Annotated in this window: 24 protein-coding genes and 2 pseudogenes; 11 read left to right on the top strand and 15 right to left on the bottom strand. The window is 71.3% G+C overall.

Translation table 11 applies throughout. The features are described from left to right. Positions 1–173 precede the first annotated feature (173 nt). Positions 174–1,805 (bottom strand): alkaline phosphatase D family protein, encoded by a 1,632-nt coding sequence (locus ABII15_RS12300; RefSeq protein ID WP_353942344.1) that lies wholly within the window; start codon positions 1,803–1,805, stop codon positions 174–176. Positions 1,806–1,908: 103 nt separating this feature from the next. After that, positions 1,909–2,592 carry an HNH endonuclease family protein gene (locus ABII15_RS12295; RefSeq protein WP_353942343.1) on the bottom strand — a complete coding sequence of 228 codons (684 nt, stop codon included), beginning with the start codon at positions 2,590–2,592 and terminating at the stop codon, positions 1,909–1,911. Positions 2,593–3,284: 692 nt separating this feature from the next. Between ABII15_RS12295 and ABII15_RS12290 the strand changes: the two genes are divergently transcribed. Continuing rightward, a complete protein-coding gene (locus tag ABII15_RS12290) occupies positions 3,285–3,953 on the top strand; it encodes an HAD-IA family hydrolase (RefSeq protein WP_353942342.1) in 669 nt (222 codons plus the stop codon). A gap of 11 nt (positions 3,954–3,964) precedes the next feature. Here the strand turns inward: ABII15_RS12290 and ABII15_RS12285 are convergent, their stop codons facing one another. Further along, positions 3,965–4,999: a peptidoglycan-binding domain-containing protein gene (locus ABII15_RS12285; RefSeq protein ID WP_353942341.1), complete on the bottom strand. Its 1,035-nt coding sequence runs from the start codon at positions 4,997–4,999 to the stop codon at positions 3,965–3,967. Positions 5,000–5,221: 222 nt separating this feature from the next. Here ABII15_RS12285 and ABII15_RS12280 point away from each other — a divergent pair, with 222 nt between their 5' ends. Beyond that, positions 5,222–7,330, top strand: a complete 2,109-nt coding sequence (locus ABII15_RS12280; protein ID WP_353942340.1) for an MFS transporter — start codon at positions 5,222–5,224, stop codon at positions 7,328–7,330. On the opposite strand, the gene ABII15_RS12275 is transcribed toward ABII15_RS12280, so the two are convergent. After that, positions 7,314–7,811, bottom strand: coding sequence for a GNAT family N-acetyltransferase (locus ABII15_RS12275; protein WP_353942339.1), 498 nt, complete (start codon positions 7,809–7,811; stop codon positions 7,314–7,316). The genes ABII15_RS12280 and ABII15_RS12275 overlap by 17 nt on opposite strands. 147 nt (positions 7,812–7,958) lie before the next feature. Here ABII15_RS12275 and ABII15_RS12270 point away from each other — a divergent pair, with 147 nt between their 5' ends. After that, a complete protein-coding gene (locus ABII15_RS12270; protein WP_353942338.1) occupies positions 7,959–8,603 on the top strand; it encodes a hypothetical protein in 645 nt (214 codons plus the stop codon). 18 nt (positions 8,604–8,621) lie between these two features. Then, a complete protein-coding gene (locus ABII15_RS12265) occupies positions 8,622–9,410 on the top strand; it encodes a hypothetical protein (RefSeq protein ID WP_353942337.1) in 789 nt (262 codons plus the stop codon). Positions 9,411–9,480: 70 nt separating this feature from the next. Here the strand turns inward: ABII15_RS12265 and ABII15_RS12260 are convergent, their stop codons facing one another. The 4 genes and pseudogenes from ABII15_RS12260 to ABII15_RS12245 form a co-directional block, all read right to left on the bottom strand. After that, positions 9,481–9,990 carry a hypothetical protein gene (locus tag ABII15_RS12260; protein ID WP_111662082.1) on the bottom strand — a complete coding sequence of 170 codons (510 nt, stop codon included), beginning with the start codon at positions 9,988–9,990 and terminating at the stop codon, positions 9,481–9,483. Between the two features lie 196 nt (positions 9,991–10,186). Continuing rightward, a complete protein-coding gene (locus ABII15_RS12255; RefSeq protein ID WP_353942336.1) occupies positions 10,187–10,504 on the bottom strand; it encodes an antibiotic biosynthesis monooxygenase in 318 nt (105 codons plus the stop codon). A 31-nt stretch (positions 10,505–10,535) separates the two neighbouring features. Further along, a pseudogene (locus ABII15_RS12250) lies at positions 10,536–10,814 on the bottom strand (DUF6188 family protein); the annotation flags it as partial. A 15-nt stretch (positions 10,815–10,829) separates the two neighbouring features. Beyond that, positions 10,830–11,237 (bottom strand): annotated as a pseudogene (locus tag ABII15_RS12245) (DUF1992 domain-containing protein); the annotation flags it as partial. Between the two features lie 101 nt (positions 11,238–11,338). Here ABII15_RS12245 and ABII15_RS12240 point away from each other — a divergent pair. Then, positions 11,339–11,746: a hypothetical protein gene (locus ABII15_RS12240; RefSeq protein ID WP_353947036.1), complete on the top strand. Its 408-nt coding sequence runs from the start codon at positions 11,339–11,341 to the stop codon at positions 11,744–11,746. Between the two features lie 12 nt (positions 11,747–11,758). Here ABII15_RS12240 and ABII15_RS12235 read toward each other — a convergent pair whose 3' ends face one another. Next, the gene (locus tag ABII15_RS12235; protein ID WP_353942335.1) at positions 11,759–12,433 is read right to left on the bottom strand and encodes an O-methyltransferase; all 675 of its coding nucleotides are present in this window, start codon (positions 12,431–12,433) and stop codon (positions 11,759–11,761) included. A gap of 230 nt (positions 12,434–12,663) precedes the next feature. Continuing rightward, complete coding sequence (locus ABII15_RS12230) at positions 12,664–14,058, bottom strand: MFS transporter (RefSeq protein WP_353942334.1); 1,395 nt, start codon at positions 14,056–14,058, stop codon at positions 12,664–12,666. Positions 14,059–14,483: 425 nt separating this feature from the next. Between ABII15_RS12230 and ABII15_RS12225 the strand changes: the two genes are divergently transcribed. Continuing rightward, positions 14,484–16,487 (top strand): bifunctional glycosyltransferase 87/phosphatase PAP2 family protein, encoded by a 2,004-nt coding sequence (locus tag ABII15_RS12225; protein ID WP_353942333.1) that lies wholly within the window; start codon positions 14,484–14,486, stop codon positions 16,485–16,487. Here ABII15_RS12225 and ABII15_RS12220 read toward each other — a convergent pair. Together ABII15_RS12220 and ABII15_RS12215 are read right to left on the bottom strand one after the other, a co-directional pair. Then, entirely contained in the window at positions 16,447–18,189 is a 1,743-nt protein-coding gene (locus ABII15_RS12220) for a hypothetical protein (protein WP_353942332.1), read from the bottom strand. The two genes, ABII15_RS12225 and ABII15_RS12220, sit on opposite strands and share 41 nt — an antisense overlap. After that, entirely contained in the window at positions 18,116–18,544 is a 429-nt protein-coding gene (locus ABII15_RS12215; protein WP_353942331.1) for an ATP-binding protein, read from the bottom strand. The genes ABII15_RS12220 and ABII15_RS12215 overlap by 74 nt, the downstream gene beginning before the upstream one ends. An 86-nt stretch (positions 18,545–18,630) precedes the next feature. Between ABII15_RS12215 and ABII15_RS12210 the strand changes: the two genes are divergently transcribed. After that, entirely contained in the window at positions 18,631–19,464 is an 834-nt protein-coding gene (locus ABII15_RS12210) for a helix-turn-helix transcriptional regulator (RefSeq protein WP_353942330.1), read from the top strand. Then, positions 19,442–19,696 carry a DUF397 domain-containing protein gene (locus ABII15_RS12205; RefSeq protein WP_353942329.1) on the top strand — a complete coding sequence of 85 codons (255 nt, stop codon included), beginning with the start codon at positions 19,442–19,444 and terminating at the stop codon, positions 19,694–19,696. The genes ABII15_RS12210 and ABII15_RS12205 overlap by 23 nt, the downstream gene beginning before the upstream one ends. Here ABII15_RS12205 and ABII15_RS12200 read toward each other — a convergent pair. The 3 genes from ABII15_RS12200 to ABII15_RS12190 all read right to left on the bottom strand — a co-directional run bounded on the left by ABII15_RS12200 (position 19,681) and on the right by ABII15_RS12190 (position 23,428). Further along, positions 19,681–20,895 (bottom strand): helix-turn-helix domain-containing protein, encoded by a 1,215-nt coding sequence (locus ABII15_RS12200; RefSeq protein ID WP_353942328.1) that lies wholly within the window; start codon positions 20,893–20,895, stop codon positions 19,681–19,683. The genes ABII15_RS12205 and ABII15_RS12200 overlap by 16 nt on opposite strands. A 202-nt stretch (positions 20,896–21,097) precedes the next feature. Continuing rightward, a complete protein-coding gene (locus tag ABII15_RS12195) occupies positions 21,098–22,714 on the bottom strand; it encodes a DUF6801 domain-containing protein (protein WP_353942327.1) in 1,617 nt (538 codons plus the stop codon). Between the two features lie 117 nt (positions 22,715–22,831). Continuing rightward, positions 22,832–23,428, bottom strand: a complete 597-nt coding sequence (locus ABII15_RS12190; protein WP_353942326.1) for a hypothetical protein — start codon at positions 23,426–23,428, stop codon at positions 22,832–22,834. Positions 23,429–23,927: 499 nt separating this feature from the next. Between ABII15_RS12190 and ABII15_RS12185 the strand changes: the two genes are divergently transcribed. The 3 genes from ABII15_RS12185 (at position 23,928) to ABII15_RS12175 (ending at position 26,922) form a co-directional block, all read left to right on the top strand. Continuing rightward, positions 23,928–24,869 (top strand): hypothetical protein, encoded by a 942-nt coding sequence (locus ABII15_RS12185; protein WP_353947035.1) that lies wholly within the window; start codon positions 23,928–23,930, stop codon positions 24,867–24,869. Beyond that, on the top strand, positions 24,869–25,483 hold the full coding sequence (locus ABII15_RS12180; RefSeq protein ID WP_353942325.1) for a hypothetical protein: 615 nt from the start codon (positions 24,869–24,871) through the stop codon (positions 25,481–25,483). The genes ABII15_RS12185 and ABII15_RS12180 overlap by 1 nt, the downstream gene beginning before the upstream one ends. 428 nt (positions 25,484–25,911) lie before the next feature. Continuing rightward, positions 25,912–26,922, top strand: coding sequence for an ATP-binding cassette domain-containing protein (locus tag ABII15_RS12175; protein WP_353942324.1), 1,011 nt, complete (start codon positions 25,912–25,914; stop codon positions 26,920–26,922). Positions 26,923–26,950: the final 28 nt, after the last annotated feature.

Below are 26,950 nucleotides of genomic sequence, written 5' to 3'. Positions count from 1 at the left end.
GGGTTGTTCGTTCATCTGCGGGCCGGTGGCCGCTTCTCGCGCAGTTCCCCGCGCCCCTGGGTTGTTCGTTCATCTGCGGGCCGGTGGCCGCTTCTCGTGCAGTTCCCCGCGCCCCTGAGATGCGCACTTCGTGCGGCATCTCATCGCGAGAGGCGCGGGCGGTCGCGGCGGGGCTAGGAGAGGGTTCGGTGGGTGGTGGGGTGGAGGTGGGCGTCGGGGTGGGCCTGGTCCAGGGTGAGGTGGGCCTCGCGGGCGTGGAGGGTCAGGGTCATCAGCTGGTTGCCGAACCACGGGCCGCCCGTCTTGCGCCAGCGGAACCGCGGGGCGGCGGCCCGGGCATGACGGGCGAGGGCGCGCCCGAGCGCGCGGCCCGCGCGGCTCCAGCCGAAGCGGAAGCCGAGCCGGATCCCGGCGGGGACGGAGTTGTGCACCGGTGAGCAGGTGAGTTGCAGGACGCGGGCCGTGGGCGCGGCGGCGTCCGGCCAGCTCGGTTCCGCGATGTAGGCGTGGTGGACGTCGCCGGAGAGCACGGAGATCGTCGCGGGCGCGGCCGGCCCCGAACCGGCCTCTGCGATCAGGTCCCCGAGCCGGTCGAACGACGCCGGGAACGCCGCCCAGTGCTCCAGATCCGCCCGCCTGCGCAACCGCTCCCCGAACCGCGCCCAGCGCGCCCCGCGCTCCCCCCGGCACAGCGCCGCGTCCCAGTGCTCGGCGTCGTGCACGAGGTGGGGCAGGAGCCAGGGCAGGGAGGTGCCGATGAGGAGGTGGTCGCAGGGCTCGGCCCGGTCCAGGGCCTGGTCGCGGAGCCACGCTTCCGTCTCCGGGTCGATCATCGAGCGGTGCTGTTCCTCCAGGACGCGGGCCGCGCGGCTGTCCACCATCAGCAGCCGTACGCCCCCGAAGTCCCGGCGGTAGCTCCACCGCACCGAGGCGGGATCGGCGTCGGCCCGGCTCGCGAACGCGCGGAGCTCGTCCGTGCCGTCGGGGGCCGCGCACACGGCCCGGTAGACGGGGTCGGCGGCGAGTTCGGACGGCGGCAGGTTCCCGATGTGCTGGTGCACCCAGTACGACATCAGGCCGCTGAGCAGCCGCTCCCGCCACCAGGGCGTCTCCCGCATCTCAGCGAGCCACGCGGCGCTGGTGTTCCAATCGTCCACTATGTCGTGATCGTCGAAGACCATCGAGGACGGAACGGTGGACAGCAGCCAGCGGATCTCGGGGTCGAGCCAGGACTCGTAGTAGAGACGCGTGTACTCCTGGTAGTCCGCGACCTGGGTGCCGGGCGGATCGGTGAGGTCGCGGCGGCGGGCCAGCCACTCCTGGGTCGCCGGTGAGGTCTCGTCCGCGTAGATCTGGTCGCCGAGCAGGACGAGGACGTCGGGACGCTCGGCCTCCGGGTCGGCGGCGAGGTGGGACGCGAGCGTGTCCAGGGCGTCCGGGCCCACCGGGTCGTGCTCGTCGGCCGGCGGCGCGGCCCAGCGGCAGGAGCCGAAGACGACCCGGGTCGTGTGCTCGCTGTCGTACGCGGGTGTGCGGATGGTGCTCGGCGGGAACCGGGAGTCCGGCTCGGGCCAGACCGTGCCGCCGTCGAGCACGACCTCGTACGGGGTCGTGGTGCCGGGGGTGAGTCCGGTGACCGGGACGAGCGCGTAGTGGTGGCCGTCGATCTGGAAGGTGTGCGCGCTGCCCCGCGCGCCGTCCGCGCAGCGCACCTCGGCGAGGCACGGCCGGCTCGCCTCGACCCAGACCGTCGCCGTTCCCTCGTCCACGTAACGCAGCAGTGGGCCCAGACGGAGCCTCGCCATGTCATGTCCTCCCCGGTCCTCCGACGTCTCCGTACGGTACGGACGGTACGGAACGCCGGAGGCGCGCGGGGTGGTTCCGGGGGCGCCGGATCGTTTCCCCGGGTCAGCAGCCGCTCAGGCCGGACTGGATCGCCGACTTCTCGGCCGAGTCGACCGCGAGGGCGTAGTAGTGCTTCACCTGGACGTAGGCCCGCAGGTAGGTGCAGGCGTACGCGGCGCGCGGCGGCATCCACTTCGCCGGGTCCTTGTCGCCCTTGGACTGGTTGACGTTGTCGGTGACGGCGATGAGCTGCGGGCGGGTGAGGTCGTTGGCGAAGTTCTGGCGCTGGGCCGTGGTCCAGCCGCTCGCGCCGGACTTCCACGCCTCGGAGAGCGGGACGATGTGGTCGATGTCGACGTCGGAGGACGCGGTCCAGGTCTCGCCGTCGTACTCCGAGTACCAACTGCCTGCCGTGGCGGCGCAGTTGCTGCCCGTCGTGACGTTCTTGCCGTCGCGCTTGAGGACGGTCTCGCGGGTGTCGCAGGTGCCGGACTGGGTGATCCAGTGCGGGAACTTGTCGCGGCTGTAGCCGTCGGAGGAGCCCTCTGTCTTCACGGTCAGCTCGGAGAGGTAACTCCGGGCCGTGGAGGCGGCGATGGGGGTGGGCGGGGAGGCCTGGGCGGGGGTGGCTGTGGTGAGGAGGGTGACGGCTGTCGCTGCCGCTGCGGCTGCTGTGGTCAGGGTTGTTCCGCGTCGGTGGGGTTTACGCGCGTAGATGGAGGGCGTGGGGTGGGGGGTGGGGCGCATGGGAACTCCCTTTTGTGTGGGGGGTGTTGGGGGTGGGTCGGTCTGGCCATGGTGTGGGGGTGGGGTTTCCGGGAGGTGTGCGTTGGGTGACAGGGTCGCGTCAAGGTGATGTGCGGGGCAAGAGGGTGTGGTCGGGTAACTGGATTTCGGGTGCGGGGAGTTGGTGTGGCCGCGCTGATTGCGCAGTTCCCCGCGCCCCTGGTGGGTTGTCGTTCGGCTGGCGGCCGGTGGTCGCTTCTCGCGCAGTTCCCCGCGCCCCTGAGATGCGCACTTCGTGCGACATCTCATCGGGGTGGCGAAGCGCAGTTTTCAGGGGCGCGGGGAACTGCGCGACCAGCCCCCACCGGTCCGCGGGCGAAGGGATCTCCAGGGGCGCGGGGAACTGCGTGACCAGCCCCCACCGGCCCGCGGGTGAAGGACTCCCCAAAGGCGCGGGGAACTGCGTGACCAGCCCCCACCGGTCCGCGGGCGAAGGGATCCCCAGGGGCGAGGGGAGCTGCGTGGCCAGCCCCCGCCGGTCCGCGCGTGGCGGGTGCCTGTGGGGCGGGGTGGGGGGCGTGTCAGGGGGTGCGGTGGTCGGGGTGGGGTGCGTTTTGTATCGTGTAGGAACAAAGTGGTTCCCGCCCACTCACCCTGACCGGTGGGCGGGGCCGCCTTGGTCCCGCTCTGTCTCCACCCCCTGGAGCCCGCCGATGACGGCCACGCCCACCGTGCTCTCCGCGCGCGCCCTCCTGCTCGACATGGACGGCACGCTCGTCAACTCCGACGCCGTGGTCGAGCGGATCTGGCGGCGCTGGGCCGTCGCCCACGGCTTCGACGGCGACGAGGTCATGGCCGTCGCCCACGGCCGCCAGGGACACGCCACCATGGCCGAGCTGCTGCCCGGGCGCCCCGACGCGGAGAACCGTGCCGACAACGCCCGCATGCTCGCCGAGGAGACCTCCGACATGGACGGCGTCGTGCCGGTGCCGGGCGCGGCGGCGTTCCTGGACTCGCTGATCTCCGGCGCGGTCCCGCACGCCCTGGTGACCTCCGCCGACGTGGCGCTGTCGACCGGGCGGATGGCCGCCGCCGGACTGCCCTACCCCGAGGTGCGGGTCACCGCCGAGAACGTCGGCGCCAGCAAGCCCGACCCCGAAGGATTCCTGAAGGGCGCCGCCGAGCTGGGCGTCGCCCCCGCGGACTGTGTCGTGTTCGAGGACTCGGGCGCCGGGATCGCGGCCGGCCGCGCCGCCGGGATGCGGGTCGTCGGGATCGGGCCGCGCGCCGGCCAGCACGGGCCCACCGTGCACGTGCCCGATCTGAACGCCGTACGGGTCGAGGTCCTCGCCTCCGGGGAGATCCTGCTCCACGTGGGCTGAGGGCCCGGCCCTCAGCGGGTCTCCGCCTCCAGCGCCTCGCGGGTCGCCGGGCCGTACGTGCCCGGCTCGTCCCCCTGCACGCCGCGCGCGACCTGGAAGGCGCGGACCGCGAACTCCGTCGAGCCGTCGTAGCGGCCGTCGGGCCGCCCGAAGTACATCGACAACTTCCGCAGCCGTTGCTGGAGTTCGGCCACCTCGGGGCCCTGGTCGCCCCGGCGCAGGGTCGTCACCGGGGCCGCCGCGGCCGTGGTGTGCGACGCCGACGGGGACGCCGAGCGCGAGGGCGCCGTCGTGCTGCGGGTGGGGGACGGGTCCGCGCTGTGGCTCGGGGACGGCGATGTCGTCGAGGGCGTGGCCGAGGGCGCCGACGCCGACGCGGAGGGCACCGCCGCGCGGGTCGACGCCGACGCGCTCGGCGCCGTGGACGTGGCAGGGGCCGAGGTCGGCGGGGCCGCGGACGCGCGCGTGCCGTCCGCCGCGGTCGCCACGTCACCGCCGTCGCCGCCCGAGGTCACCAGAACCACCACCAGCGCCGCCACGCTCAGCACTCCGGCCACCGCCGTCAGCAGCAGCACCGGGGCGCGGCGGGCCTGCGGCTGCCCGGGGTCCTCGTCGTCGTCGACGACGACCGGCTCGACGGCCGCCGGGAGCTCCTGCCGGACGGTCGCGGCACCGGCCGGCGGGTGCGCGTACGGGTCGGCCGGGCGGGGCGGCGGGGGCTGGGTGGGTTCGGGCAGGGTGACGTACGGGCGGACCCGCAGCGGGCTGAAGTCCTCCGCCTCGCGGTCGGCCGCCGCCTTCCCGCCGCCGGGTTCACCGCCGTCCGGCCCGGGGACGACCGCCTCGCCCGCTTGCGCCCCCTCGCCCGATGCGCCGCCGACCGGTATTCCGTCGCCGGGTTCGCGGTCCGAGGTCCCCTGGCCGCCCCCGGAACCCCCAGAAGCCCCGGAACCCCCGGAACCCCCAGAACCGCCTCCGGCCCGGCCCCCGGCATCACCCGTGGCCGCCCCCACAACCTCGTCCCGCCCGTTCTCACCCATGGTCATCGTCCGCTCCCTCCCCAAGAGCCCCGCCCTCCCCCGAGAGCTGAGCGCATTATGCAGACCCCGGGAGGCGGGCGCAGCGCTCGCCCCCGGGGAAAACCGGCCCGTCGGGGCGGGGCGGCACGAATCTCCCGGACCTCAACAGGCCAAACCACTCCAGACCTACCAGGATGGGAAGTACCAAGCCCCCGGCCGGCCGGCGCCGGGGAGCCCTGGGAGGTGGTCATGAGCACCCCGGAGACAAGCCCCCCGGACAACGGCGACGGCACGGGCGCGACGCGGGTCGGCGGCGGCAGCCGCACCCATGAGGCGGCACCGGCGGACGGAGCCAAGAGCAGCAGCGTGCTCATCTCCATCGGCGCCCTGCTCCTCGGCATGCTGCTCGCCGCGCTCGACCAGACCATCGTGGCCACGGCGCTGCCCACGATCGTCAGCGACCTCGGCGGCCTGGAGCACCTGTCGTGGGTCGTCACCGCCTATCTGCTCGCCTCGACGGCCGCGACCCCGCTCTGGGGCAAGCTGGGCGACCTCTATGGGCGCAAGAAGCTCTTCCAGATCGCCATCGTGATCTTCCTGATCGGCTCCGCGCTGTGCGGCATGGCGCAGAACATGGCCGAGCTGATCGCCTTCCGTGCCCTGCAAGGACTCGGCGGCGGCGGGCTCATGGTGCTGTCCATGGCGATCGTCGGCGACATCGTGCCGCCGCGCGAACGCGGCAAGTACCAGGGGCTGTTCGGCGCCGTCTTCGGCGCGACCAGCGTCCTCGGCCCGCTGCTCGGCGGACTGTTCACCGAGCACCTGAGCTGGCGCTGGGTCTTCTACGTGAATCTGCCGCTCGGCGTCGTCGCGCTCGTCGTGATCGCCGCCGCCCTGCACATCCCGGTCCGCTCCACCAAGCACCGCATCGACTACCTCGGCACCCTCCTCATCGCGTCCGTCGCGACCTGCCTGGTCCTCGTCGCCTCGCTCGGCGGCACCACCTGGGCCTGGGGCTCCGCCCAGATCATCGGGCTCGCGGTGCTCGGTGTACTGCTCGCCGTCGCCTTCGTGTTCACCGAGTTCCGGGCCGCGGAACCGGTCCTGCCGATGAAACTGTTCCGCGTGCGCACCTTCACCCTCTGCGCCGTCATCAGCTTCGTCATCGGCTTCGCGATGTTCGGCGCGATGACGTACCTGCCGACGTTCCTCCAGGTCGTGCACGGCGTCTCGCCGACCATGTCCGGAGTCCACATGCTGCCGATGGTGGCCGGTGTGCTGATCGCGTCGACGGGGTCCGGACAGATCGTCAGCCGCACGGGACGCTGGAAGGTGTTCCCGATCGTGGGCACGGCCGTGACCGCGATCGGCCTGCTCCTCCTGCACAATCTCACCGAGACCAGCTCCGCCTGGGAGATGAGCGGCTACTTCTTCGTCTTCGGCTTCGGGCTCGGCCTCGTCATGCAGGTCCTCGTCCTCATCGTGCAGAACTCCGTCCCGTACGAGGATCTGGGCGTCGCCACCTCGGGTGCCACCTTCTTCCGCTCCATCGGCGCCTCCTTCGGCGTCGCGATCTTCGGCACGATCTTCACCAACCGGCTGACGGACAGGCTGAGTTCGGCACTCTCCGGACAGCAGCTGCCGCCCGGGGTGTCGCCGGACTCGCTCGGCGCCGACCCGCGCGGCATCGCCGGTCTCCCGGCCGCGCTCCAGCCCGCCGTGCTGCACGCGTACGCGACCTCGATCACCGACGTCTTCCTCTACGCGGTACCGATCGTGCTGGTCGCCTTCGTGCTCGCCTGGTTCCTGCGCGAGGACAAGCTGCGCGGCTCCGTCACCGCGCCCGACGCGACCCAGACCCTCGCCTCCAACCCGGTCGAGCGGTCCTCGTACGACGAGTGCGCGCGGGCCCTGTCCGTGCTCGGGACGCGCGAGGGGCGCCGCGAGATCTACGAGAAGATCACCGCGAAGGCGGGCTACGACCTGCTGCCCGCGGCCAGTTGGCTCGTGCTGCGCATCAACCGCTACGGCTGGGCCGAGCCCTCCGCCCTCGCCGAGCGCAGCCAGGTGCCGCTGCCCGTCATCCTGGAGGCGGCGCGCCAGGTGGAGGAGCGCAGGCTCGCCGTCCGCGAAGGGCTCGACCTGGTGCTGACCGACGAGGGCCGCGCGGTCGCCGCCCGGCTCGGCGCGGCCCGCGAGGAGTCCCTCGCCGAACTGCTCGGCGACTGGTGGGGCGACGAACGGCCCACGGATCTCATCAAGTTGGTGTCCGAACTCAACGCCGAGATGTGCGGCTCGGACGCCGAGCGCCCGCACGACGGCGGCACCGCGCGGACCCCCGCTACGGCAGCTCCTTGACGAACCAGTGCTCGGCGTAGACGTCGTCGTTGAACGGCTCGGTCTCCGCGTAACCGAGCCGCGCGTACAGCGCCCGCGCCTCCGTCAGGTCCGCGCGCGTGTCGAGCCGGACGCGCGTGGCGCCGAGCCCCCGGGCCGCCTCCTCCGCGGCGCCCACGAGCAGCGCCGCGCCGCCCCTGCCCCGCAGCTCCTCCCGTACGTACACACGCGTCAGCTCGGCGGTCCCGGTGCCGGCGAGCCGCACCCCGGCGGTGCCGGCCGGCTCACCCGCGTACCGCGCGATCAGCAACTGCCCTGTCGGCGGCGCGAGTTGCGACCCGCTTTCGGAGGCGACCCCGCGCTCCAGCTCCGCCGGGTCGGTCCTGCGGCCCTCGTGCAGCAGGAACCAGCGGTCGCTGACCTCCGTGTAGTACGCGCGCCAGAGCGCGGCGGCGGCCGGTGAGTCGTACGGCTCGGGGGAGACGGTCCAGGAGTTGCGCACGGTGAATTGTGCGACCGGAGGGGCGGGCGTTCGCAAGCGAATTCGGTGTGGGACCGAAGCGATCTGTTTGCGGCGGTCAGGGGCGGCAACCCGGTGCGGGACGGACTCCGATACCGAAACTGATACCGGGAAGGTCGGGAGACACTCATGTCGACAGGCGTGATCATCGCTCTGATAGTGGTGGGGATCGTGGTCGTCGCCGCGGCGGGGATCTTCGCCGCGCGCACCGCGTCCCAAGGCGGACACGGCCTCAAGCGCCGGTTCGGCCCCGAGTACGACCGGGCGGTGGCCCGGCACGACGGTGACACGAAGGCGGCCGAGCGGGAACTCGCCGAGCGGGTGAAGGAGCACGGCTCGCTGCGGGAGCAGCCGCTGGAGCCCGCCGCCCGTGAGCGGTACCTGACGCGCTGGGCCGACGCCCAGGAGCGTTTCGTCGAGTCTCCCGCCGACGCGGTCGTCGAGGCCGACCGGATCCTGGCCGATCTCGCGAAGGAGCGCGGCTTCCCCGACGGCGCCTCCTACGACGACCAGTTCGCCGCGCTCTCCGTCCACCACGGCCCGCACGTCCACGGCTACCGCCGGGTGCACCACGCGGCCAACTCCCGGCCGGGAAGCGCCGAGGAGAGCCACGCCGGTACGGAGGAGCTGCGCACGGCGATGGTCGAGGCGCGGGCCCTGTTCGACGTCCTGCTCGGCACGGAGCGCACCCCGCACCGGACGACGTCCGACGACACCGCACCGCACCAGCAGAGCCGGGGTGGCCTCAAGGGCCGCCTGGCGAAGGGCAATTGAGGGGAGCCGAGGAAGACGATGACGGACATCGAGCGCGAGCGACAGGAACGACAGGAACGACAGGCACGACAGACACGCCAGGACGGCCTTCGGCACGACCCGGACGTCCAGCGCGACGAGGCCGCCGCCGCTCCGGACCGCGACCTCACCCGGGGCACGGAGACGACCGTGGGCCGTGACGCGACCCGCGACACGCTCCGGGACACGACCCCGGGCGCCGCGCCGGTCGGCTCCCGTCCCGCCGCCACCGGCGACAGGCCCGGTGACACGGCCCTGAGCACCCCGCCGCCGGCCCCGGCATCGGCACCGGCGGCAGCACCGGCCCGCGACAAGACGGTCGGACCGGCCGCCGACGAGCCGGCCCCGCTCGTGGCCGGGGCCGAGGGCCACGAGCGCGGCACCCGCCACGGCGACAACGGCCACAGCGCGCCCGGCACGCCCGGCGCGCCCGGCACGCCCGGCACGCACGCCACGCCCGGCACGCACGCCACGCCCGGCACGCACGCCACGTCCGGCACGCACGGCGACAACGGCACGAAGACGACCAGGCTCGTCGCCACCGGCACGCACGACGAGCTGTCCGACCGGCTGCGCCACGCGGTCACCGGCTTCGTCGACCAGCCCCGCGCCGCCGTCGAGGAGGCCGACCACGTCCTGGAGGACCTGACGGCCCGCCTGACCGAGACCCTGGCCGGCCGCCGCCGCACCCTGCGCACGTCCTGGCAGGAGTCCGCCGACGACACGGAGCAGCTGCGGCTCGCGCTGCGCGACTACCGCGAGACGGCGGAGAAGCTGCTGAACCTCTGACGCGCACCGCGTACGACAGCGCCGTGCCCGCGACCCCGCTCATCGGGTCGCGGGCACGGCGCTGTGACGGTCAGCAGCCGCCGCAGTTGTAGTACGTCACGTCCCAGTGGTTGCCCTCGTCCGCGTAGATGTTGCCGGAGGCCGCCTTGTACTGCGGGGCGCCGTCGCCGCGCAGGCCGATGTAGGAGAAGTTGTTCTTGATGTAGTTGGTGAGGCAGGTGCTCTTGCCGAAGTCGAGCTTGTAGCCGTTCCAGTGCGAGTACGTGCCGCTCGCGTGGCCGGTCTCCGTGCCGCCGGTGATGTTCAGCGCGCAGCCGCTGGCCGACTTCAGGGTCTGGGCGCCCTGCGCGGTGGCCAGGTTGAGCTGGTCGAACGACGTACAGGTGGAGACGTTGCGGTTGGAACAGCCGCCGGACGACGACCAGGTGATGCCGACCGAGCTGAACATCGACGTGGCGGTCGCGTGCGTGATCTTGGAGACGGCGAAGGCGTCGGTCGAGGTCGTGAGGACGCCGAAGCCGGGGGCGACGAGAGCTGCCGCGGAGAGCGCGAGCGCGGTGAGCGCGGAGCGAACACGCATGGGAGGGGGGTCCTTCCTGCTGGTGCCGGGGCAAGTGATGGTGGGGGAACGTGCGGGGCGCCTGTGGTGCAGGTGGATCGGGTCAGATCGTGCCAGGGTCTACGCGCGTACGGAAGAGCGCGGGAGGACCACGGCACACGCGTACGCCCCGCACCTCGGGAAGAGGTGCGGGGCGTACGCGTGTGTGTCGGAGGGGCTACTCGCCCTTGGGTGCCGTCTGCTGCACGACCTCGAAGGACCACACCGACGAGCCGCTGGCCGCGGGCTTCGGGCGGTCGCCGCCGCCCTGGTGGGCCGACTTCATGGGGCCCTCCATCCAGGCCTGGAACGACTCCTCGTCACGCCAGCGGGTGTAGACGAGGTAGTCGTCCGTGCCTTCGACGGGGCGCAGCAGCTCGAACCATTCGAAGCCGTCCGAGTTCTCGACGGCGCCCGCGCGGGACGCGAAGCGCTTTTCGAGGGTCTCCCGCTGTTCGGCGGGGACGGTGAGGACGTTGATCTTGACGATGCTCATGGCTGTCATCCTGCCGCAGAGGGGATACGGATCAGGTGAGCGGGTCGCCGCGCTCGTCCGTGACGCTCCACGCCTCGGCGGCCGTCAGCCGGGAGCCGTCCGCGAACTCCACGGTCAGTGTGCCGCCGGGCAGGACCACGGCCGAGACCGTCTCCACGCCGAACAGCGCGAGCGCCGGGGCGACCTGCTGGGCGGCCGGGTCGAGCGGGGCCGTGCCGAGGGTGGCCGCGGCCGCCACGACGATCCGTACGCCCGTGTCGAGGACGAGGGTGAGGCTGTCGTCCACGCGCACCTGGCGCACGGTCATGCCGGTGACGGGCAGTCGGCGGCCCGCGCGGTCCAGGCGCCACTGCCGGACCACCTCGTCCACGTCGTACGGCTTCAGGCCGAGCGGCGGGCCGGGCGGCGGCTTGAACATCATGTCGCGGATCTTGTCGTTCAACTCCGTCATGACACGGCGGACCGTGTGCTCGGACGGTGTCCTCGGGAAGGCCGCGAAGGCGTCCTCGACCTCTTTGCGCAGGGCCAGGGAGGGTGGCAGGACGGACAGGCCCTCACGGGCCATCTTCCGCTTGATCCACCAGTTCTCGTCGTACGTGGTGGAGTCGTCGTCGGCCGCGAAGGGCTTGCCCGCGCCGGACAGCGCGGTGAATTCCCCGCGCCGCTCCGCTTCACGGATCTGTTTGTCGACGAATGACTCGAAGCTGACGCCGGGTGGTTTGCGTTCGGTCATGAACACATTCTCCCGCAGGCGGCGCCGGTGCGGTCGCGGGGGCTTAGGATGCGGCCGCTACGGACATCCTTCGTGATGACGTGAACGGTGGGGGGAACGCGGTGCTGGAGCTGACCATGGCCACGGTGACCGGGGCCGACGCGGGAGCCACCGCCGGGATGGCGATGGCCGAATCGCCGAGCGAGCCGGGGGCCGTGCTGCGGGTGGGGCGGGACGCGGGCGTGTGCCGGCTGGTCACCCCCGAGGACTGGCTGTTCGTGTCGCGGGTGCACCTGGAGTTCCGGTGCGGGCCGCACGGGGAGTGGAGCGTCTTCTGGCTGCGCGGGTCGCAGGCCGATCCGTCGTCGGAGGTACGGGTCCGCTCCGACCCGCGCGGGCCGCACGAGCCCGGCCTGCCGCTGGCCTACGGCGGGGCGACCGTGCTGCCGCGCGGCGGCTCCGGCGAGGTCGTCGTCGTCGACCGGAGCGGGCCGCGCAGCGTGCACGTGGGCTTCTACCACGAAGCCTGACGACTGCCCCGGCTACTCCTGTACGTAGGCCAGGGCGAAGCCGTCGTAGCCCTTCGCGCCCACCGTCTGGATGGCCGTCGCCTCCAGCTTGGGGTGGTCGGCGAGGAGTTGGAGCGCCGTGCGGGTGCCGATGACGTCCGGGTCGGTGTTCTCGGGGTCGGCGACGCGGCCGCCGCGCACCACGTTGTCGATGACGATGACGCTGCCGGGGTGGGTCAGGCGCAGGGCCCACTCGACGTAGTGCGGGTTGTTGGCCTTGTCCGCGTCGATGAAGACGAGGTCGAAGTCCCGCTCTTCCTGGACCAGTTGAGGCAGGGAGTCCAGGGCCGCGCCGACCCGCACCTCGACGGTCTTGTCCAGGCCCGCCCGGGTGAGGTTGGCGCGGGCCACCTCCGCGTGGCGGGCGCTGTACTCCAGGGTGACCAGGGTGCCGTCGGCGGGGAGGGCGCGGGCCAGCCAGATGGTGCTGTAGCCGCCGAGCGTGCCGATCTCCAGGATGTGGCGGGCGCCCTGGATACGGGCGATGAGCTGGAGGAGTTTTCCGCTGGCGGCCGAGACCTGGATGCTGGGGAGGCCGGCGGTGTCGCTGGCCGCCAGGGCGGAGGTCAGGGTGTCGTCGGCGGGGGCCAGCAGATCGCTGAGGTAGTTGTCCACGGCGGTCGGGGTTTCCGGAGGCGGTGTCGTCATGCCGCCAGCCTAGGTCGCCGGGACCGCCCGTCGCCTGCCGCCCGGTGGTGGCTGGCCGCGCAGTTCCCCGCGCCCCTGGGCAGTTCTTCGTCCGTGGCCCGGTGGCCGCTTCTCGCGCAGTTCCCCGCGCCCCTGAGAGGCCTGCGGCCTTCAGGGGAAGCTGCGCGCAGCGCATGCTTCAGGGGCGCGGGGAACTGCGCGGCCAGCCACGACGGGAGCCGCGGATGAGGTCAGACGGCCGGGGGCGAGCCGGGGAGGGGGCGGCCGGCCGATTCGCGCATGCGCCAGGCCGCGACACCGCCCACCACAGCGGCGCCCATCATGTAATAGGCCGGGATCATCAGGTTCCCGGTACCGGCGATCAGCGCGGCAGCGACCAGCGGCGTCGTACCGCCGAACAGGGAGACCGAGAGGTTGAAGCCCACCGAGAGCGAGCCGTAGCGGACCTTCGTCGGGAACAGCGCCGGCAGCGTCGACGGCATCGACGACGTGAAGCCGACGAGGAGCAGGCCGAGCCCGGCGAGGCCGAGCGCGATCGCCCAGGTCGAACCGGCCTGGATCAGCAGCAGCGCCGGGACCGACAGGAGCACGAAGCCGAGGCAGGCGCCGCCGATGACCTTGCGGTGGCCGAAGCGGTCGTTGGCCATGCCCATCGGCAGCTGCACCAGCATCATCAGCAGCATCACGCCGATGAGGATGATCGTGCCGTGCGTGGCGTCGTAGTTCAGCTCCTCGCTCAGGAACGTCGGCATGTAGGAGAGCAGCATGTAGTCGGTGACGTTGAAGACGAGGACCAGGGCGATGCAGGTGGCCATGGCGCCGGCGTTGCCGACGAACATCTCCTTGATCTTCGGCTTCGGGAAGGACTTCTCCTTCGCCTCGGCCTCCTGCGCCAGCTTCTGGAAGGCGGGGGTCTCCTCCAGCTTCATGCGCACGTACAGGCCGACCAGACCGATCGGGCCCGCGACCAGGAACGGGATGCGCCAGCCCCAGCTGTACAGCGAGTCGTCCGGAAGCGTCGTGATCAGGACCGTGGCGAGGGTGGCACCGGCGACGTAACCGGCGTTCGTGCCCAGCTCCAGGAACGAGCCGAAGAAGCCGCGCCGCTTGTCCGGCGCGTACTCGGCGATGAACGTGCACGCGCCGCCGTACTCACCGCCGGTCGAGAAGCCCTGCACCATGCGCGCCACGATCAGCAGCACCGGCGCCCACACGCCGATGGCGGCGTAGGACGGGATCAGGCCGATCGCGAAGGTGCCCGCCGCCATCATGATCATGGTGATGGCGAGGACCTTCTGGCGTCCGATGCGGTCACCGAGCGGGCCGAAGAAGGCGCCGCCGATGGGGCGCACGAGGAAGGCGGCGGCGAAGGTGCCGAGCGTGGACAGGACCTGCGCGGTGCTGGACGCCGTCGGGAAGAAGACGTGGCCGAGCGTCGCGGTCAGGTAGCCGTAGACACCGAAGTCGAACCATTCCATCGCGTTGCCGAGGGCCGCGGCCTTGACCGCCCGCTTCACGAGCGTGGGGTCGGTGACCGTGACGTCCTGCTCGGCCTTCTTGCCGCGGCCCCGCGCCGGAGCGTGGAGCCTGCTGGGACTGTGTGCGATGGAAGCGGCGCTCGACAAGGTTCCGCTCGCCTGCCTTTCGTGGGGGACAACGGCAAGGCCGTTCACGCGTCAGCGGAACGGCCGAAAGCGACGATAGGGTGCGACACGATCGTCGCGTGGCGTGCCCGATCCGCTACGCTCCGCACGTAAACCGCCTCCGAGCTGGGGAAACGCAGAGCGCTGCCGAGAGCCCAAACGGCCTCAACTGTGAGCTATGTCGCGGAACCGGACCCGTGGAACATGCAACTAAGTGGTCCGGGCCACCGTCTTCAATGGCATCTTCCGGTCAAATCCGGAGGGACGGACAGGTGAAGCAGGGGTTGCCTGCGTCTCACACCGAAGGGGGCACCGATGGAGGCGGTGTGAACCTCCGACGATGATGGGAGGTCGGGCAGCGCGTGGCGAATGTCGAGCACAGGAGGCCGGCGGGACCCGCGGGAGCGGTGACCGGGCGGACGAGCGTCCTGCGGGCGGGGCTGTGGCTGATCGCCGCCGTCCTCGCGGCCCGCCAGCTCGTGGCGGTGCTGAGCACCCCGCGCGGTGAGCGCCTCACCGACCTGGAGACCTGGATCGGCCCGCACGGCGTGCTCCACGTCAAGGACTCCCTGTACGACACACCCGACCGGTTCACCGGCACCCCGTTCTCCGGACTCGTCCTCAAGCCGTTCTCCCGCGCCGCCGAGCAGGCGCTCGGCTGGGGCTGGACCTTCGGCTCGCTCGCCCTCGTGGTGGTCCTCGGCCTGGTCGCGGCCCGCGCGCTGCCGCAGCCCGTCTCCCGCCGTACGTCGCTGCTCGCCGCGCCCGTCGCGATCAGCCTGCTGATGCTGTCGCTGCCGGTGCGCAACGCCTTCACCACCGGCCAGACCAGCATCATCCCGGTCCTCCTCGTCCTCCTCGCCTGCTTCACCGTGCGCGGCGAGCGGGCCTGCGGCGTGCTCATCGGCGTGGCCGCCGCGCTCCAGCCGACGGTGCTGCTCTTCGCGCCGCTGCTGTGGTTCACCGGACGCAGACGCGCGGCCGTCTCCTCCGCCGTCACCTTCGCCGCCGCCACCGCGCTCGCCTGGGCGGCGATGCCGCACGACTCGTGGACGTACTGGGTGCACCACCTGGCCGGCGCGGGCCTCGCCACCAATCCGGCGGCCACCGCCAACCAGTCCCTGCACGGCATGCTGCTCCGATTCGGCCTGGAAGGCCCGCTGGAGATCGGGCTGTTCGCGCTGCTCGGCGCCGCCGTCGCGGTGCTCGGCCTGCGCCGCGCCGTCACCTACGCCCGCGACGGACAGCTCCTGCTCGCCGTCGCGATCACCGGCTGCGTCGCCGTCGCCGTCTCCCCGACCACCTGGCAGCACCAGCTGCTGTGGGTGCTGCTCGCCGTCGTCGGCCGGGTCGGCAAGCGCGCCTCGGACCGCTACATGTGGCCCGTCCTCGTCGTCCTCGCGCTCACCCTGCCGTCGACGATGCTGCTGCCCGAGATGACGTTCCTGGCCCCGGTCGCGGACAACGTCGTGCTCATCGCCGCCCTCGCCGCCGCCTGCGTCGTCCCCTTCCTCTCCCGCGCGTCACCGCTGTACGACACCCCCGTCCCCACCGAGTACGCGGCCCCCACGCCCGCCCGCTGGTCGTGGGCGCCGCTCGTCCCGGCCTGGCGCCGGGTCCTGACCCGGCCCAACCTGATCCTGGAACTGCTCCTCATCCGCGTCGGCTACTCCGCGTACCAGCAGGTCCGTCTCGCCGCGACGGGCGGCACGATCTCCGGCGGCCGGGCCACCGCCGAGGCGCACGGCCGGCAGATCCACTCGATCGAGCAGTTCCTGCACATCGACATCGAGCACTGGGTCAACCACGCGGTCTTCCACCACGCGCCGTGGCTCAAGGACTTCTTCAACTTCTATTACACGTCGTTCCACTTCGTGGTCCCGCTGAGCGTGCTCGCGGTCCTGTACGTGCGCCGCCCGGCCGCCTACCGCTGGGCCCGCTCGGCCCTCGGCCTCGCCACCCTCCTCGCCCTCATCGGCTTCTGGGCGTACCCGCTCGCGCCGCCGCGCCTGATGCCCGGCCTCGGTTTCATCGACACCGTCCACGGCGTCCAGGACTTCTCCCAGCCGGACTACGGCACGCTGACCCAGCTCACCAACCAGTACGCGGCGATGCCCTCGCTGCACTTCGGCTGGTCGCTGTGGTGCGGCGTCGTGATCGTGCTGCTGGCGCGCCGCTGGTGGGTCAAGGCGCTCGGCGCGCTGCACCCGCTGTTCACCGTCTCGGCGATCATCGCGACGGCCAACCACTGGATGCTCGACGCGGTGGGCGGCGCCGTGGTCGTCGCGGTCGGATTCTTCCTGGCGCGCCCGATGCGCGACCGGCGGCGGACACCGGAACCGGCCGGGGAGTCCGCGCGGGAGACGCCCGTCAGCAGCGGTCTTGCCAAGGCAGGCGGTACGGAGCGCTGACGCGGTAGAGCCCGGCCCGGGGCGCCCGGAGCCGGGTCCACTCGCCCGCCCGTTCCAGGCAGCCCCCGCCGACCCGCAGCCACGGCGAGTAGGCGACGCGCAGCAGCGCCGATCCCTTCCGGTGGAAACGCACGACCACTCCGGCGCTGTCGGAGCCGGTGACCGTCGCCGGGCCCCGGACCAGGGGCTTCGCCGCTTCGACGCGGTAGACGCGCCACTCCCGGTCGCTCCATACGGGCTTCAGCCAGGCCGGCTCCGCACGCACCAGGGCGGCTTCTTCCTTCGCGGCCCAGTCGGGTGCTCCCCGGGGGAGCACGACGAGCCCGACGGCCCAGCGGTCGAGCCAGGCCCGGTAGGCGGCCGGGGAGAACGTGCCGTCGTAGAACAGGCGGCCGCGGTCGACGTCGACCTGCCGGTTCCAGCCGCGTGCCGTGTTGACGTGCGGGGCGAGCGCGGTGGTCTCGCGGTGGTTCAGCGCCGGTACGACCTCGACACGGGTGCGGTCGGCCCCGAGCCGGTCGAGCGCCGAGAGCACGCCGTCCGTCCGTGCGGCCCAGGCGGGGGTGGGCGTCGACATGCGCACGACGTGGACCGTGTGCTGGAACACCCACTGCACGGACACCGCGAGGACGACGGCCAGGGCGACGCGCCGCAGCGGGCGGAGCGACCGGGCCTGCGCCGCGGCCAGGAGCAGCGGCGGGGCGAACAGCTCGGCGAGACGGATGACGTTGGAGCCCACGGGGGAGTCGACGAGCGCGGTGAGGACGAGGCCGAGCGCGTACACGGCCGAGCCGAGGCGCACGCCGCGCCAGGCGCGTGGCGCCAGCGCGAGCAGGGCCGCGCAGAAGACGAGCGGCTTCCAGATGTCGCCGGTGTCCATGGGCTGCACGCCGCTGAACGGGAACAGGACCGTCGTCAGCGCGACGACGACCGCCGGGGGAGCGCAGAGGGCGACCGCCTTGGCGTACTCCCCGACCAGCAGCCGGGTGGCGCCCGCGACGAGGAGGAAGAGCCCGGCCACCGGACTGGCCAGCGTGGCGAGCCCGGTGAGCACGGCCGTCCCCGGCACCGCCGCCCGCGACGCCCGCCCGGCGGCGACGGAGCATCCCGCGAGCGCCAGGGCCACGCCCAGGGCGAAGGTGGAACGGCCGGACGCCACGTCGCACCACAGGGTGAGCGCGGCGAGCAGCGCGGGCCCCAGCGGCCTGGCGAAGGGACCACGCCGGAACAGGCCCGCGGCGAACCAGGTGGCGGCGACGCCCGCGAGCGAGGTCACCGTGCGCACCCCTAACAGGGCCATCAACTGGGGCGCCACGAGGCTGTAGTTGCCCACGTGGATCCCGCCGTACCACGCGAAGTCGTACGCGGATCCGGGGTGCGCCGCGACGAAGTCCGTCCACGCGACCTGCGCCGCCAGATCGCCGCCGCCCGTCGCCAGCAGGGTGGACCAGACGACGTAGAGCGGAACGGAGAACCCGGTGGCGATCAGCTGGATCCGGTGGTCGCGGCAGAAGCGCCGCCCGCGACGCGGGGACCGCGCGGCCGGCTCCCCGACGCCCGTGCTCGGTCTGGCGACAGGGCTGGACAGGATCGTTCGGGTGTCACTGATGGCGCGCTCCTTCCGGCGGCTACGAGTCTTCCACGGGCCGGCACTCGAACCACACTGTCTTGCCCTCCGGCCCCGCCGCGCGGCGCTCGACACCCCATTTCGCCGCCACCGCCGACACGATGGCGAGCCCTCGCCCGTGCTCGGCGCAAGGGTCCGGCAACTGAACGTGTGTTTGCGGAAGTTGCGGCCCGTCGTCGGTCACCTCCGCGCGGACGTGACCGGTCTGCGCGTCGTGCAGCAGCCGCAGTTCGGCGTGGGCGCCGGGCACGTGCCGTACGACGTTGGACAGCAGTTCGGTGACGCCCAGGGCCAGGTCGTCGGCCGTGTCCGGCGGTACCGACCAGCTGTCGCACAGGCGGTGGACGATACGGCGCGCGTGGCGGGCCGAGTGGGTGCCGACGGTGAGGCGCAGCGTGTAGACGTGCGGCTGCTCGGTTTGCTCGTTCACGGTACGAGCGTGGCGAAGCGCAACTACGCTGAGCAATCGACTGGATGCAACGGGCCTCATTGTGGGCCGAGTTGAGGGGGCTGTGCGTGGTCCATATCAACGTCCTCGATCCGGGCGCCTCGCCGCTCGACTACTACGGCTATGAGCTGCGCCGTCACCGGGAGGCCGCGGGCCTGACGCAGAAGCAGCTCGGGCAGATCGTCAATTACACCGGCTCGCTGGTGGGACAGATCGAGACCGCCCGGAAGCTGCCGACGGCCGTCTTCAGCGAGCGCTGCGATGCCGCGCTGGGGACCGACGGGCTGCTGTCGCGGCTGGTGGGGCTGGTGCTGAGGTCGCAGTTGCCGGTGTGGTTTCAGCAGGTTGCCGAGCTGGAGTCGCGGGCCGAGGACATCTGTACGTTCCAGACGCACATGGTGCACGGGCTGTTGCAGACCCGCGCCTACGCGAGCGCGGTCCTCGGCACGATGGACCGCGAGAACCTGGACGACCGCGCGGAGGTCCGGCTCGCCCGCCAGCGGCTCCTGGAGAAGGAGCAGCCACCCGTGTTCTGGGTCATCCTCGGGGAGGCGGCGCTGCTCCAGGAGGTCGGGGACGGCCCGGAGGTGATGCGAGGCCAACTCGCGCACCTGTTGTCGTACGAGGCGCATCCCTACGTCAATGTGCAGGTGCTGCCGTTCTCGGCGGGCGCGCACGCGGGACTGCAAGGGTCGTACACCCTGTACCGCTTCCCCACCGACCCGTCCATCATCTATACCGAGGGCTACGGACAAGGGCATCCGACTGCCAACCCGACCACCGTCAAGGACTGTTCGCTCCGTTACGATCATTTGCAGGCGGCCGCTCTGTCCCTCGCGGACTCGGCGCGGCTGATCCGGCGGGTGATGGAGGAGCGTTATGGCGGGCGTCCAGTGGCGTAAGTCGACCTACAGCGGCGACCAGGGCGGCGAATGCGTGGAGTGCGCGCCGCTCGGGGCGCTCACCTGGGCCAAGTCTTCGTACAGCAGTGACCAGGGCGGATCGTGCGTCGAGGTCGCCGGCACCCCCTGCGCCGCCGTCGCCGTCCGCGACTCCAAGGACCCGGCGGGCCCGCACCTCGCGTTCTCGCCGGAGGCGTTCGGCGCGTTCGTGGCGGGTTACTCCGCGTCGTAGACGTTCTTGTCCCGCAGGTGCAGGGCGCGCAGCGCGGCCTCCAGGGCGAAGCGGTGCGTCGGGGCTTCGAGGCGGTCGCCGAAGTGGGCGTCGAGCTTGCGCAGCCGGTAGCGGACGGTCTGCGCGTGCACGCCGAGCGCGTCGCCGACCTGCTCGGCGGTGCCCCGCGTGGTGAGCCAGGCGTGGAGGGTCTCCACGAGTCGGGCGCGCCGGGTGCCGGAGGATTTGTCGAGCGGGGCGAGTTCGCGGGCGGCGATCTCGGTGACCAGCGCCGGGTCGGCGAGCAGCCACAGCGTCACCAAGTGGTCGGCGCAGTCCAGGACTTGCTCATCGGCAACGATGTCATCATCGACGAGCTGAAGTACCTGTCTGGCCCAGCGCAGCGAGTCGGCGGCCTGCTCGGTCGGCAGGGTCAGCCCGATCGCGTACGAGCTTCCCGGAGCCGCCGCCTCCAGCATCGCGCGGCGCTCCCGGGTGAGCGGGCCGGGGATCAGCAGATGCGGCTGCGGGGCGCCGAGATCGGCGAGGACGTCGACGGCCAGACCTGGCTGGATGTGTTCGGCCGGGGTCCGCATCGCGATCATGGTCACTTCGGCGGGGAGCTGCCAGCCGGTCTGCTCGCACAGGTTGTGGATCGTGGTGTGCCCCAACGGCGTTCCGGCCAGCAGCAGATGCAGTAACCGTCTTCGCACCACCTCGCCGGCCACTCCCGCTCGCGCCTGCACCTCCATGTACCCCTCGTGGGAGAGCGATTCGAGTTCGCCGATGTAGGCGAAGACGGCCTCCGCGAAGGTGAGCAGGAGGGTGGGGGAGAGGTCGAAGCGGCGGCCCAGGTCCTTGGCCCGGCGCAGCGCGACCCGGGCGCCGAGCCGGTAGGCGCCCTGGAGGGTGGCCAGATCCCGGCCCTCGTACGCCTCGACCCGCCCGAACTTGCGCAGCAGTTCGTCACGGGTCGCCGTGGAGGCGTTCGGATCGGCGACCCGGTCCACGAAGGCGTACAGGCTCTGCTCGACACCCTGCCGGATCGCCGCGCCGCTCGGCCCGCTCAGCAGCGCCGCGTACTCGGGGAACGCGCGGGTCACCTCGACCCCGATCTCCTTGATGAGACCGGGGAGTTCGGGCCGCATGATGCGCGCGAACTCCCGGGGCAGCGGCCCCAGGGGGTCGTCGACATCCGTCGTGTGCGCGGGCAGGGGCATGGCCGCTTCCTCGCTTGTCCGAGCGCCGGGTGGGGGGCCGGGCGGGACGACGACGCACGGGTGCGCTGCTGTCCCACCCGCCAGGTGCATACCAACTGGGTCCATGAAAATTAGAACAACTACTGTGCGTTGTACATCTGTTGCGCAGAGATTGATCGCTGTGTGGGGGATGTGGCTGAGAAGTGATGGGTCGGTGGGGTGGTCACGGGGTCTTGGCTCCGGGCAGCGGCGGGATCACCGGGGGACACTGGTTGGGCTCCGGCAGGTCGGGGAGGCAGGTCGGGGCCTGGTTCATGATGATGCTGTTGTCGGGGCCGCTGAGCGAGGCCGTGAGCAGACGGTCGAGATTCTCTCCGTTCGACCCGCAGCCGGAGAAGGACGGAATGTCGACCTTGCCCTTGAGGATGCCGCCGGTCAGGACGTTGACGTAGGCGTCGGTGGGCGAGGTGAAGTCACCGCGCAGCGTGACCCGGTACTTCTTCGAGGTGCGGCACTGGGAGCCGACGTTCAGGGGGGTGCCGTTGACCTTCACGTCGTGGACGCGCAGAGACTGGAAGAACGTCGCGACGGCGAAGTTCTGCTGGTCGGGATACGAGCCCATGGTGCCGGTGGAGATGGTGATCGGGCCGTTCTCGAACGCGACCTTGGCGGTGACGGGGACGAAGCCGAAGTTGAGGATGGTCGAGTCGGCGTCCGGCAGGGTGAGCTCGCCCAGGGAATCGGCGCGGAAGTAGAAGGGGCCTTCCGTTGCGTACTGGGTCTGCGCGTTGGCCCGGATGTTCATCAGGCTCGGTCCCTTGGCAGGGTTATTGATGATCACGGTACCGTTCGGTTTCCGTACGGTGGTCATGCCGACCGCGTAGGCGCATGCCCGGAATCCGTCGAGTGGGATCAGCGGTGTCAGAACAGTCCCGGGCAGGGGGTCCGGTGTCTGGCTGATGTCCATTTCCCCCGACGGCATCTCCGTCGCGCAGGTGGAAGCGCCGGCCGGGCTGTCTGCACCGTCCTTCGGCTCGACGGCTATCCCGTCCCGGGCGGTGTCCGACGGGCCGTCGGAGGCGCCCGGTGAGGACGCTCCCGGTTCCTCGCCGTCCGGCACGCTGATGCGGGCGATCTGCCTTCCGGCCGTTTCAGCGCCCGCGGGTGTGCAGGCAATGGTGAAGGAAGCGGCGGTTCCCTCCTTCGATTCACCTGCCAACGGGCTTATTTTCAGGTTGAGTTCGCCCGCGTAGAGATCGACGTCCCCCGCTTCGCTCACGGTGATCGTGGGCGCGCCCCCGGTGTGCCCCAGGCGCAGTGTGTCGTCGGACGGCGGAGTCGCGGCGTTCGCCGCCAGTGAGGCCCAAGAGGCGTCGGCCGACGACTTGCCCTGCCGCACCTGGACACCGAGCGTCGCGTCACTGGTGACGCCGCTGACGTCACTCGGCAGCAAAGGGGCCAGCTTGGCATAGGGGAGGGCGGCCTCCACGGTCACGGTGCCGGGGTCGATCGGGCTGCCGGGCGCCGCGGTTTCCGGGAGACCGGTGGAGATCCGTACCGCGGCGCGCACCATGGTGGGCGAGACGGGCGCGTCTGCGGTGGCCGACGAGTCGACGTCCCCCTGCTTGTCCGTCTCTCCGTCCGTCTGCTGGTTCGCCGCCGGAGCCGGTAGCGCGCAGTCGTATGCGATCTCCACCGGACCCGGCCCCTCGTCCGCGTGCGAGCCGGGACCCGACAGCAGACCGGCGGCGAGCGCGACCGAGGCGATCGGCACCACGCGCGCCAGATGCGCCGCCCGTGCACCGCCCGGCCGTCCGCTCCGCCTTCTTGGCGCTGTCATCCGTTGACCTCCATGGGTGGCGGGCACTGCTCGGCCGACCGCGCTGTGCCCCGGACGCGGCCGGCCCGCCGCCGGTCTGTGACCGGCGGCGGGCTGGGTCAAGAAGGGTTCAGATCATCACGGGGACGAGATGACCGGGGAGGTGTTCAGGACGTAGTTGCCGATGAAGTTCGCCTTGTCGCCGGCCTTGATCAGGCCGAGGCAGCTGGCGCCCGCCTGCGCGGCGAGGGTGCCACCGCCCGTGACGTGCAGGGTGTGGTTGTTGTTCGTGTAGTTGCCGGTGACACTGCCCGCGAACTTCGCGTTACAGCCGGTACCGGTGATGGTGGCGCTGATACCGGTGATCGTGCCGTTGGCCTGGTTGGTCCCGGTCATGCTGGTGACGTTGATGTTCCACGGCAGCGCACTGGCCGTCACCGTGAAGGGGATGCCCGCCACGGTGCAGCCGCCGAAGCTGATGCCGGTGATGGTGCCGATGGGGGTGCCGGAGAGGCCCGTGCCGTTCGGAACGTTGCCGTTGGCCGTGGACGTCGCGCACTGGAGCGTGGCGGCCGGCACGGAGAGGGTCGGGTTGGTGGCCGTGGCCGTGTAGGCGCCGCCGCCGGTCACGGTGAACGTGGCCAGCGAGGTGGCCGAGGCCGAGGAGACGGAGAGCCCGAGAGCCGCGCCCAGGGACGCTGCGGCGATCGCGGTGTTTCTGGTGAATCTGCGCACTGTGGATCCTTCCAGAGGGTTGAGTGCGAGCGGTACGGAGTCCCGTCCGGCGTGTGCCGGTCGGGGGTGAACAGCGGTGCACACTCCACGCGGACGTCCTGGCCAAAATTGCGGGGATGGCTTGTCCGTCGCCTGCCGATGGACGTTACGAGCAAGTAACCTCGCCCCGCAATGGGGAATGCGCAGATTCCCTCCGGCAGATTTATTCGCGTCTCTTTCTTGTCCGCGGACGCTCAGTTGATCTCCGGAGGTTTGTCGGCCGGTGAGTAATTCCCCGATGGGCCCGCGAAATGCTCAGCAAGTGCGCATCCAGGCGCCGGTTTTGCTCACTCGGTGATAAACGGACCGGTAGTAAAAATTCTGTCAGCAACTCCATTGCCGTGTTGGTTTCCTCGTGAGTAACGTCCCGGTTCCGGCCTCTGTCCGCTCGCGGCCCCGAGCCCCGCCGCCGCACCCCCTCGCTTCCGAAGGGAAACACCTCATGTCCGTAGTCAGACGCATGTCCGCCGCCCGCACCGCTCGCGTGGCCGCGGTGGCCGCCGCCACCACGCTCGCGACCCTGGCGGCGGTGGCCCCGGCCTCGGCCGCCGGCACTCAGCTCAACGGCAACTGGGCGCCGTTCAACCGCTGCCCGGTCGACAACGCCGCCATGCTGGGCGCCGACGGCATCGACAACCAGGCGACGTGCATCTCCTCCAGCTCGGCCAGCGGTTCGATCAAGATCGGCAGTTCGGTCGTGCCGACGGGCAAGACCGACCTCCAGGTGGGCATCGTCACCCACTCGGACGGCACCAACTCGGTGGTCGCACCGTCGGACGGCGCGCTCATCGCCGACCCCGCCGACCTGCCCGGCGGCCTTCTCGGGCTGATGTGTCCCAGCTCGGTGCCCGTCGTCAGCGCCGTGTGCGGGCAGATCAAGGACAGCACGACCAACCGGATCGTGGCGACCGTCGAGTCCGTGGGAACCCCCTCCAACTTCCAGTTGCTCGCCGGGGCCTCCGAGGGCGTACCGATCATCTCGATCCCGGTCCGCATCCACCTCAGCAACCCGCTCATCGGCAACAACTGCTACATCGGGACCAAGTCCGCCCCGATCGTCCTGCGCCCGCAGAACGCGGCGGCGCCGAACATCGGCGCGGACAGCGCCACTTCCAACGGCACGCCCGCCGACGACGGGCCGTTCGGCCGTCTCGCACTGACCGGCTCCACCCAGCAGGACCTCACCTTCGCGGCACCGGGTGCGAGCGGCTGCGGTCCCCTCGGGCTCGGCGCCTTCAACTGGGCCGTCAACCTCAAGTCCGGCCTCCCGGCCGCCTCGGGCGTCAACAGCGTCAAGCTCAACAACACCCAGACCTACCTGGGCACCCTGAACGACCCGGGCGCCGCCGCGCCGAACCAGGGCAAGGTGTTCTCCCAGTACTGGCACTCGGCGGTCAAGTGATGCGGTTACTGCTGCGCAGGGCGGCGATGAGCGGGGTTGCGCTCGTCGCCGTACTGGGGGTGTCGGGTACGTCGGCTTCGGCCACGGCCAGCGGGACGTGGACGGTCAGCCCTGCCGGGAGCTACATCGGGAATGCCGGTACCACCACTCTGGGTGGCGGCACTTTGACGGTCTCGTGTGCCTCTTCGCGCATCACGGGATCCCTGCTGGCCAGCGATGCCGACGGGCTGGCCGCCGGGACCCTGATGCCGTCGATGTTCTCGGCCTGCACGGCCTCGGGCGGCGCCTTCAGTATTTCCGTGGGGCCGACGCCGTGGAAGGTCAACCTGCTGCAGCGCAATGCCAGTAACCCCTCCAGGATCGACGTGTCCATCAGTGGGGTAACGCTCGGCATGTCCGGGACCGGTTGTTCCGTCACGGGGACCGGGACTCTGTACGGCCAGTACGACAACACCACGGGGCAGTTGCTCATCGGGCCGACCACGGCACCCGCCAGTCAGGTCCTGGCCGGCGCGGGTTCGTCGTGCCTCGGGCGCGTCAATCCCGGTGACGCGCTCAGCCTCAAGGCCACCTACACCCTCACCCCCAAACAAACCATCACCCCACCCGCCTGACCCCCTTATAGCCCGGTGACAAAAAACCGGACGCCCTTTACGGACCAGCGCGAAATTGCCGAACCGGTATTGCTAGCAAAGGTTACTCGGCCGTAACGTCTCCAAAAAGCTCTTCCGCTCCTGGTCGGCGCCCCCCGTCGGCCAGGGGTCGTATGAGGGCCGACCGGAATCCTCCTTTCCGTTCGGTGTCTCCGTGGCGGGGTCCCTGTCTCTCGTCGTACCCCCGGCGGGACGGGACCCCGCCACGATCCATCAGGGCCCCCGGGGCTCCGTGGTTCTACTCATCTTCCGACAGGAGAGAACGGCTCTCTTATCACTGGATGACAAGTTTTCAGGAAGATTCGGGGCGGCCGCTCCGAGATCTTGTCCGGCACGTATGAAGCGAATTACCGTGCGCTGCCGAGTTCGCTCGCTGAAGGTGAGAAGCGATGGGAATCGAAGTGAAGGTCGAGGGGCTCACCAAGTCCTTCGGCCGGCAGAACATCTGGCAGGACGTGAGTCTCACCCTGCCCGCGGGCGAGGTGAGCGTCATGCTCGGCCCCTCCGGAACCGGCAAGACCGTCTTCCTGAAGTCGTTGATCGGTCTGCTCAAGCCGGAGCACGGCCGCGTCCTGGTCAACGGCGTCGACATGGCGCGCAGCCCCGAGCGGGACATCATGGAGGCCCGCAAGCTGTTCGGGCTGATGTTCCAGGACGGCGCCCTCTTCGGGTCGATGAACCTCTTCGACAACATCGCCTTCCCGCTGCGCGAGCACACCAAGAAGAAGGAATCGGAGATCCGCCGCATCGTCATGGAGCGGATCGACGCGGTCGGCCTCCTCGGCTCCGAGGGCAAGCTGCCCGGCGAGATCAGCGGCGGTATGCGCAAACGCGCCGGTCTGGCACGGGCGTTGGTCCTCGACCCGCAGATCATCCTCTGCGACGAGCCGGACTCCGGACTCGACCCGGTGCGCACCGCGTTCATCTCGCAGCTGCTCATCGACCTGAACACCACCACCGACGCGACCATGCTGATCGTCACCCACAACCTCGACATCGCCGCGACCGTCCCCGACAACATGGGGATGCTGTTCCGGCGGCACCTCGTCACCTTCGGCCCGCGCGAAGTGCTCCTCACCAGCCAGGAACCGGTCGTCTCGCAGTTCCTGACGGCCAGTAAGCACGGGCCGATCGGCATGAGCGAGGAGAAGGACGAGGCCACGCTCGCCGCCGAGGCCTCCGGCGGGATGGTGGCGCCTCAGCCGAAGGCGCTGGTGCCGCAACTTCAGCCGTCGCCCGGGCTCGGGGAGCGGGCTGCCGTGGCGCGGCGGCGGGAGCGGGTGCTCGGCATGCTCGATACGTTGCCCGGCACCGCGCAGGAGGCCATCCGTTCTTCTTACGGGCGGCAGGACGTGCTGGCGCCGACCGTGACGCTGCCCCGGCGGGGTGGGGCCTCGTGAGCGCGGATACCCGTCTGCCCACCCCAGA

This window comes from Streptomyces sp. HUAS MG91 (assembly GCF_040529335.1).
GTDB lineage: Bacteria > Actinomycetota > Actinomycetes > Streptomycetales > Streptomycetaceae > Streptomyces > Streptomyces tabacisoli.
The sequence above is the reverse complement of the archived record's forward strand: the minus strand, read 5'-3'. Positions and strand labels throughout refer to the sequence as shown.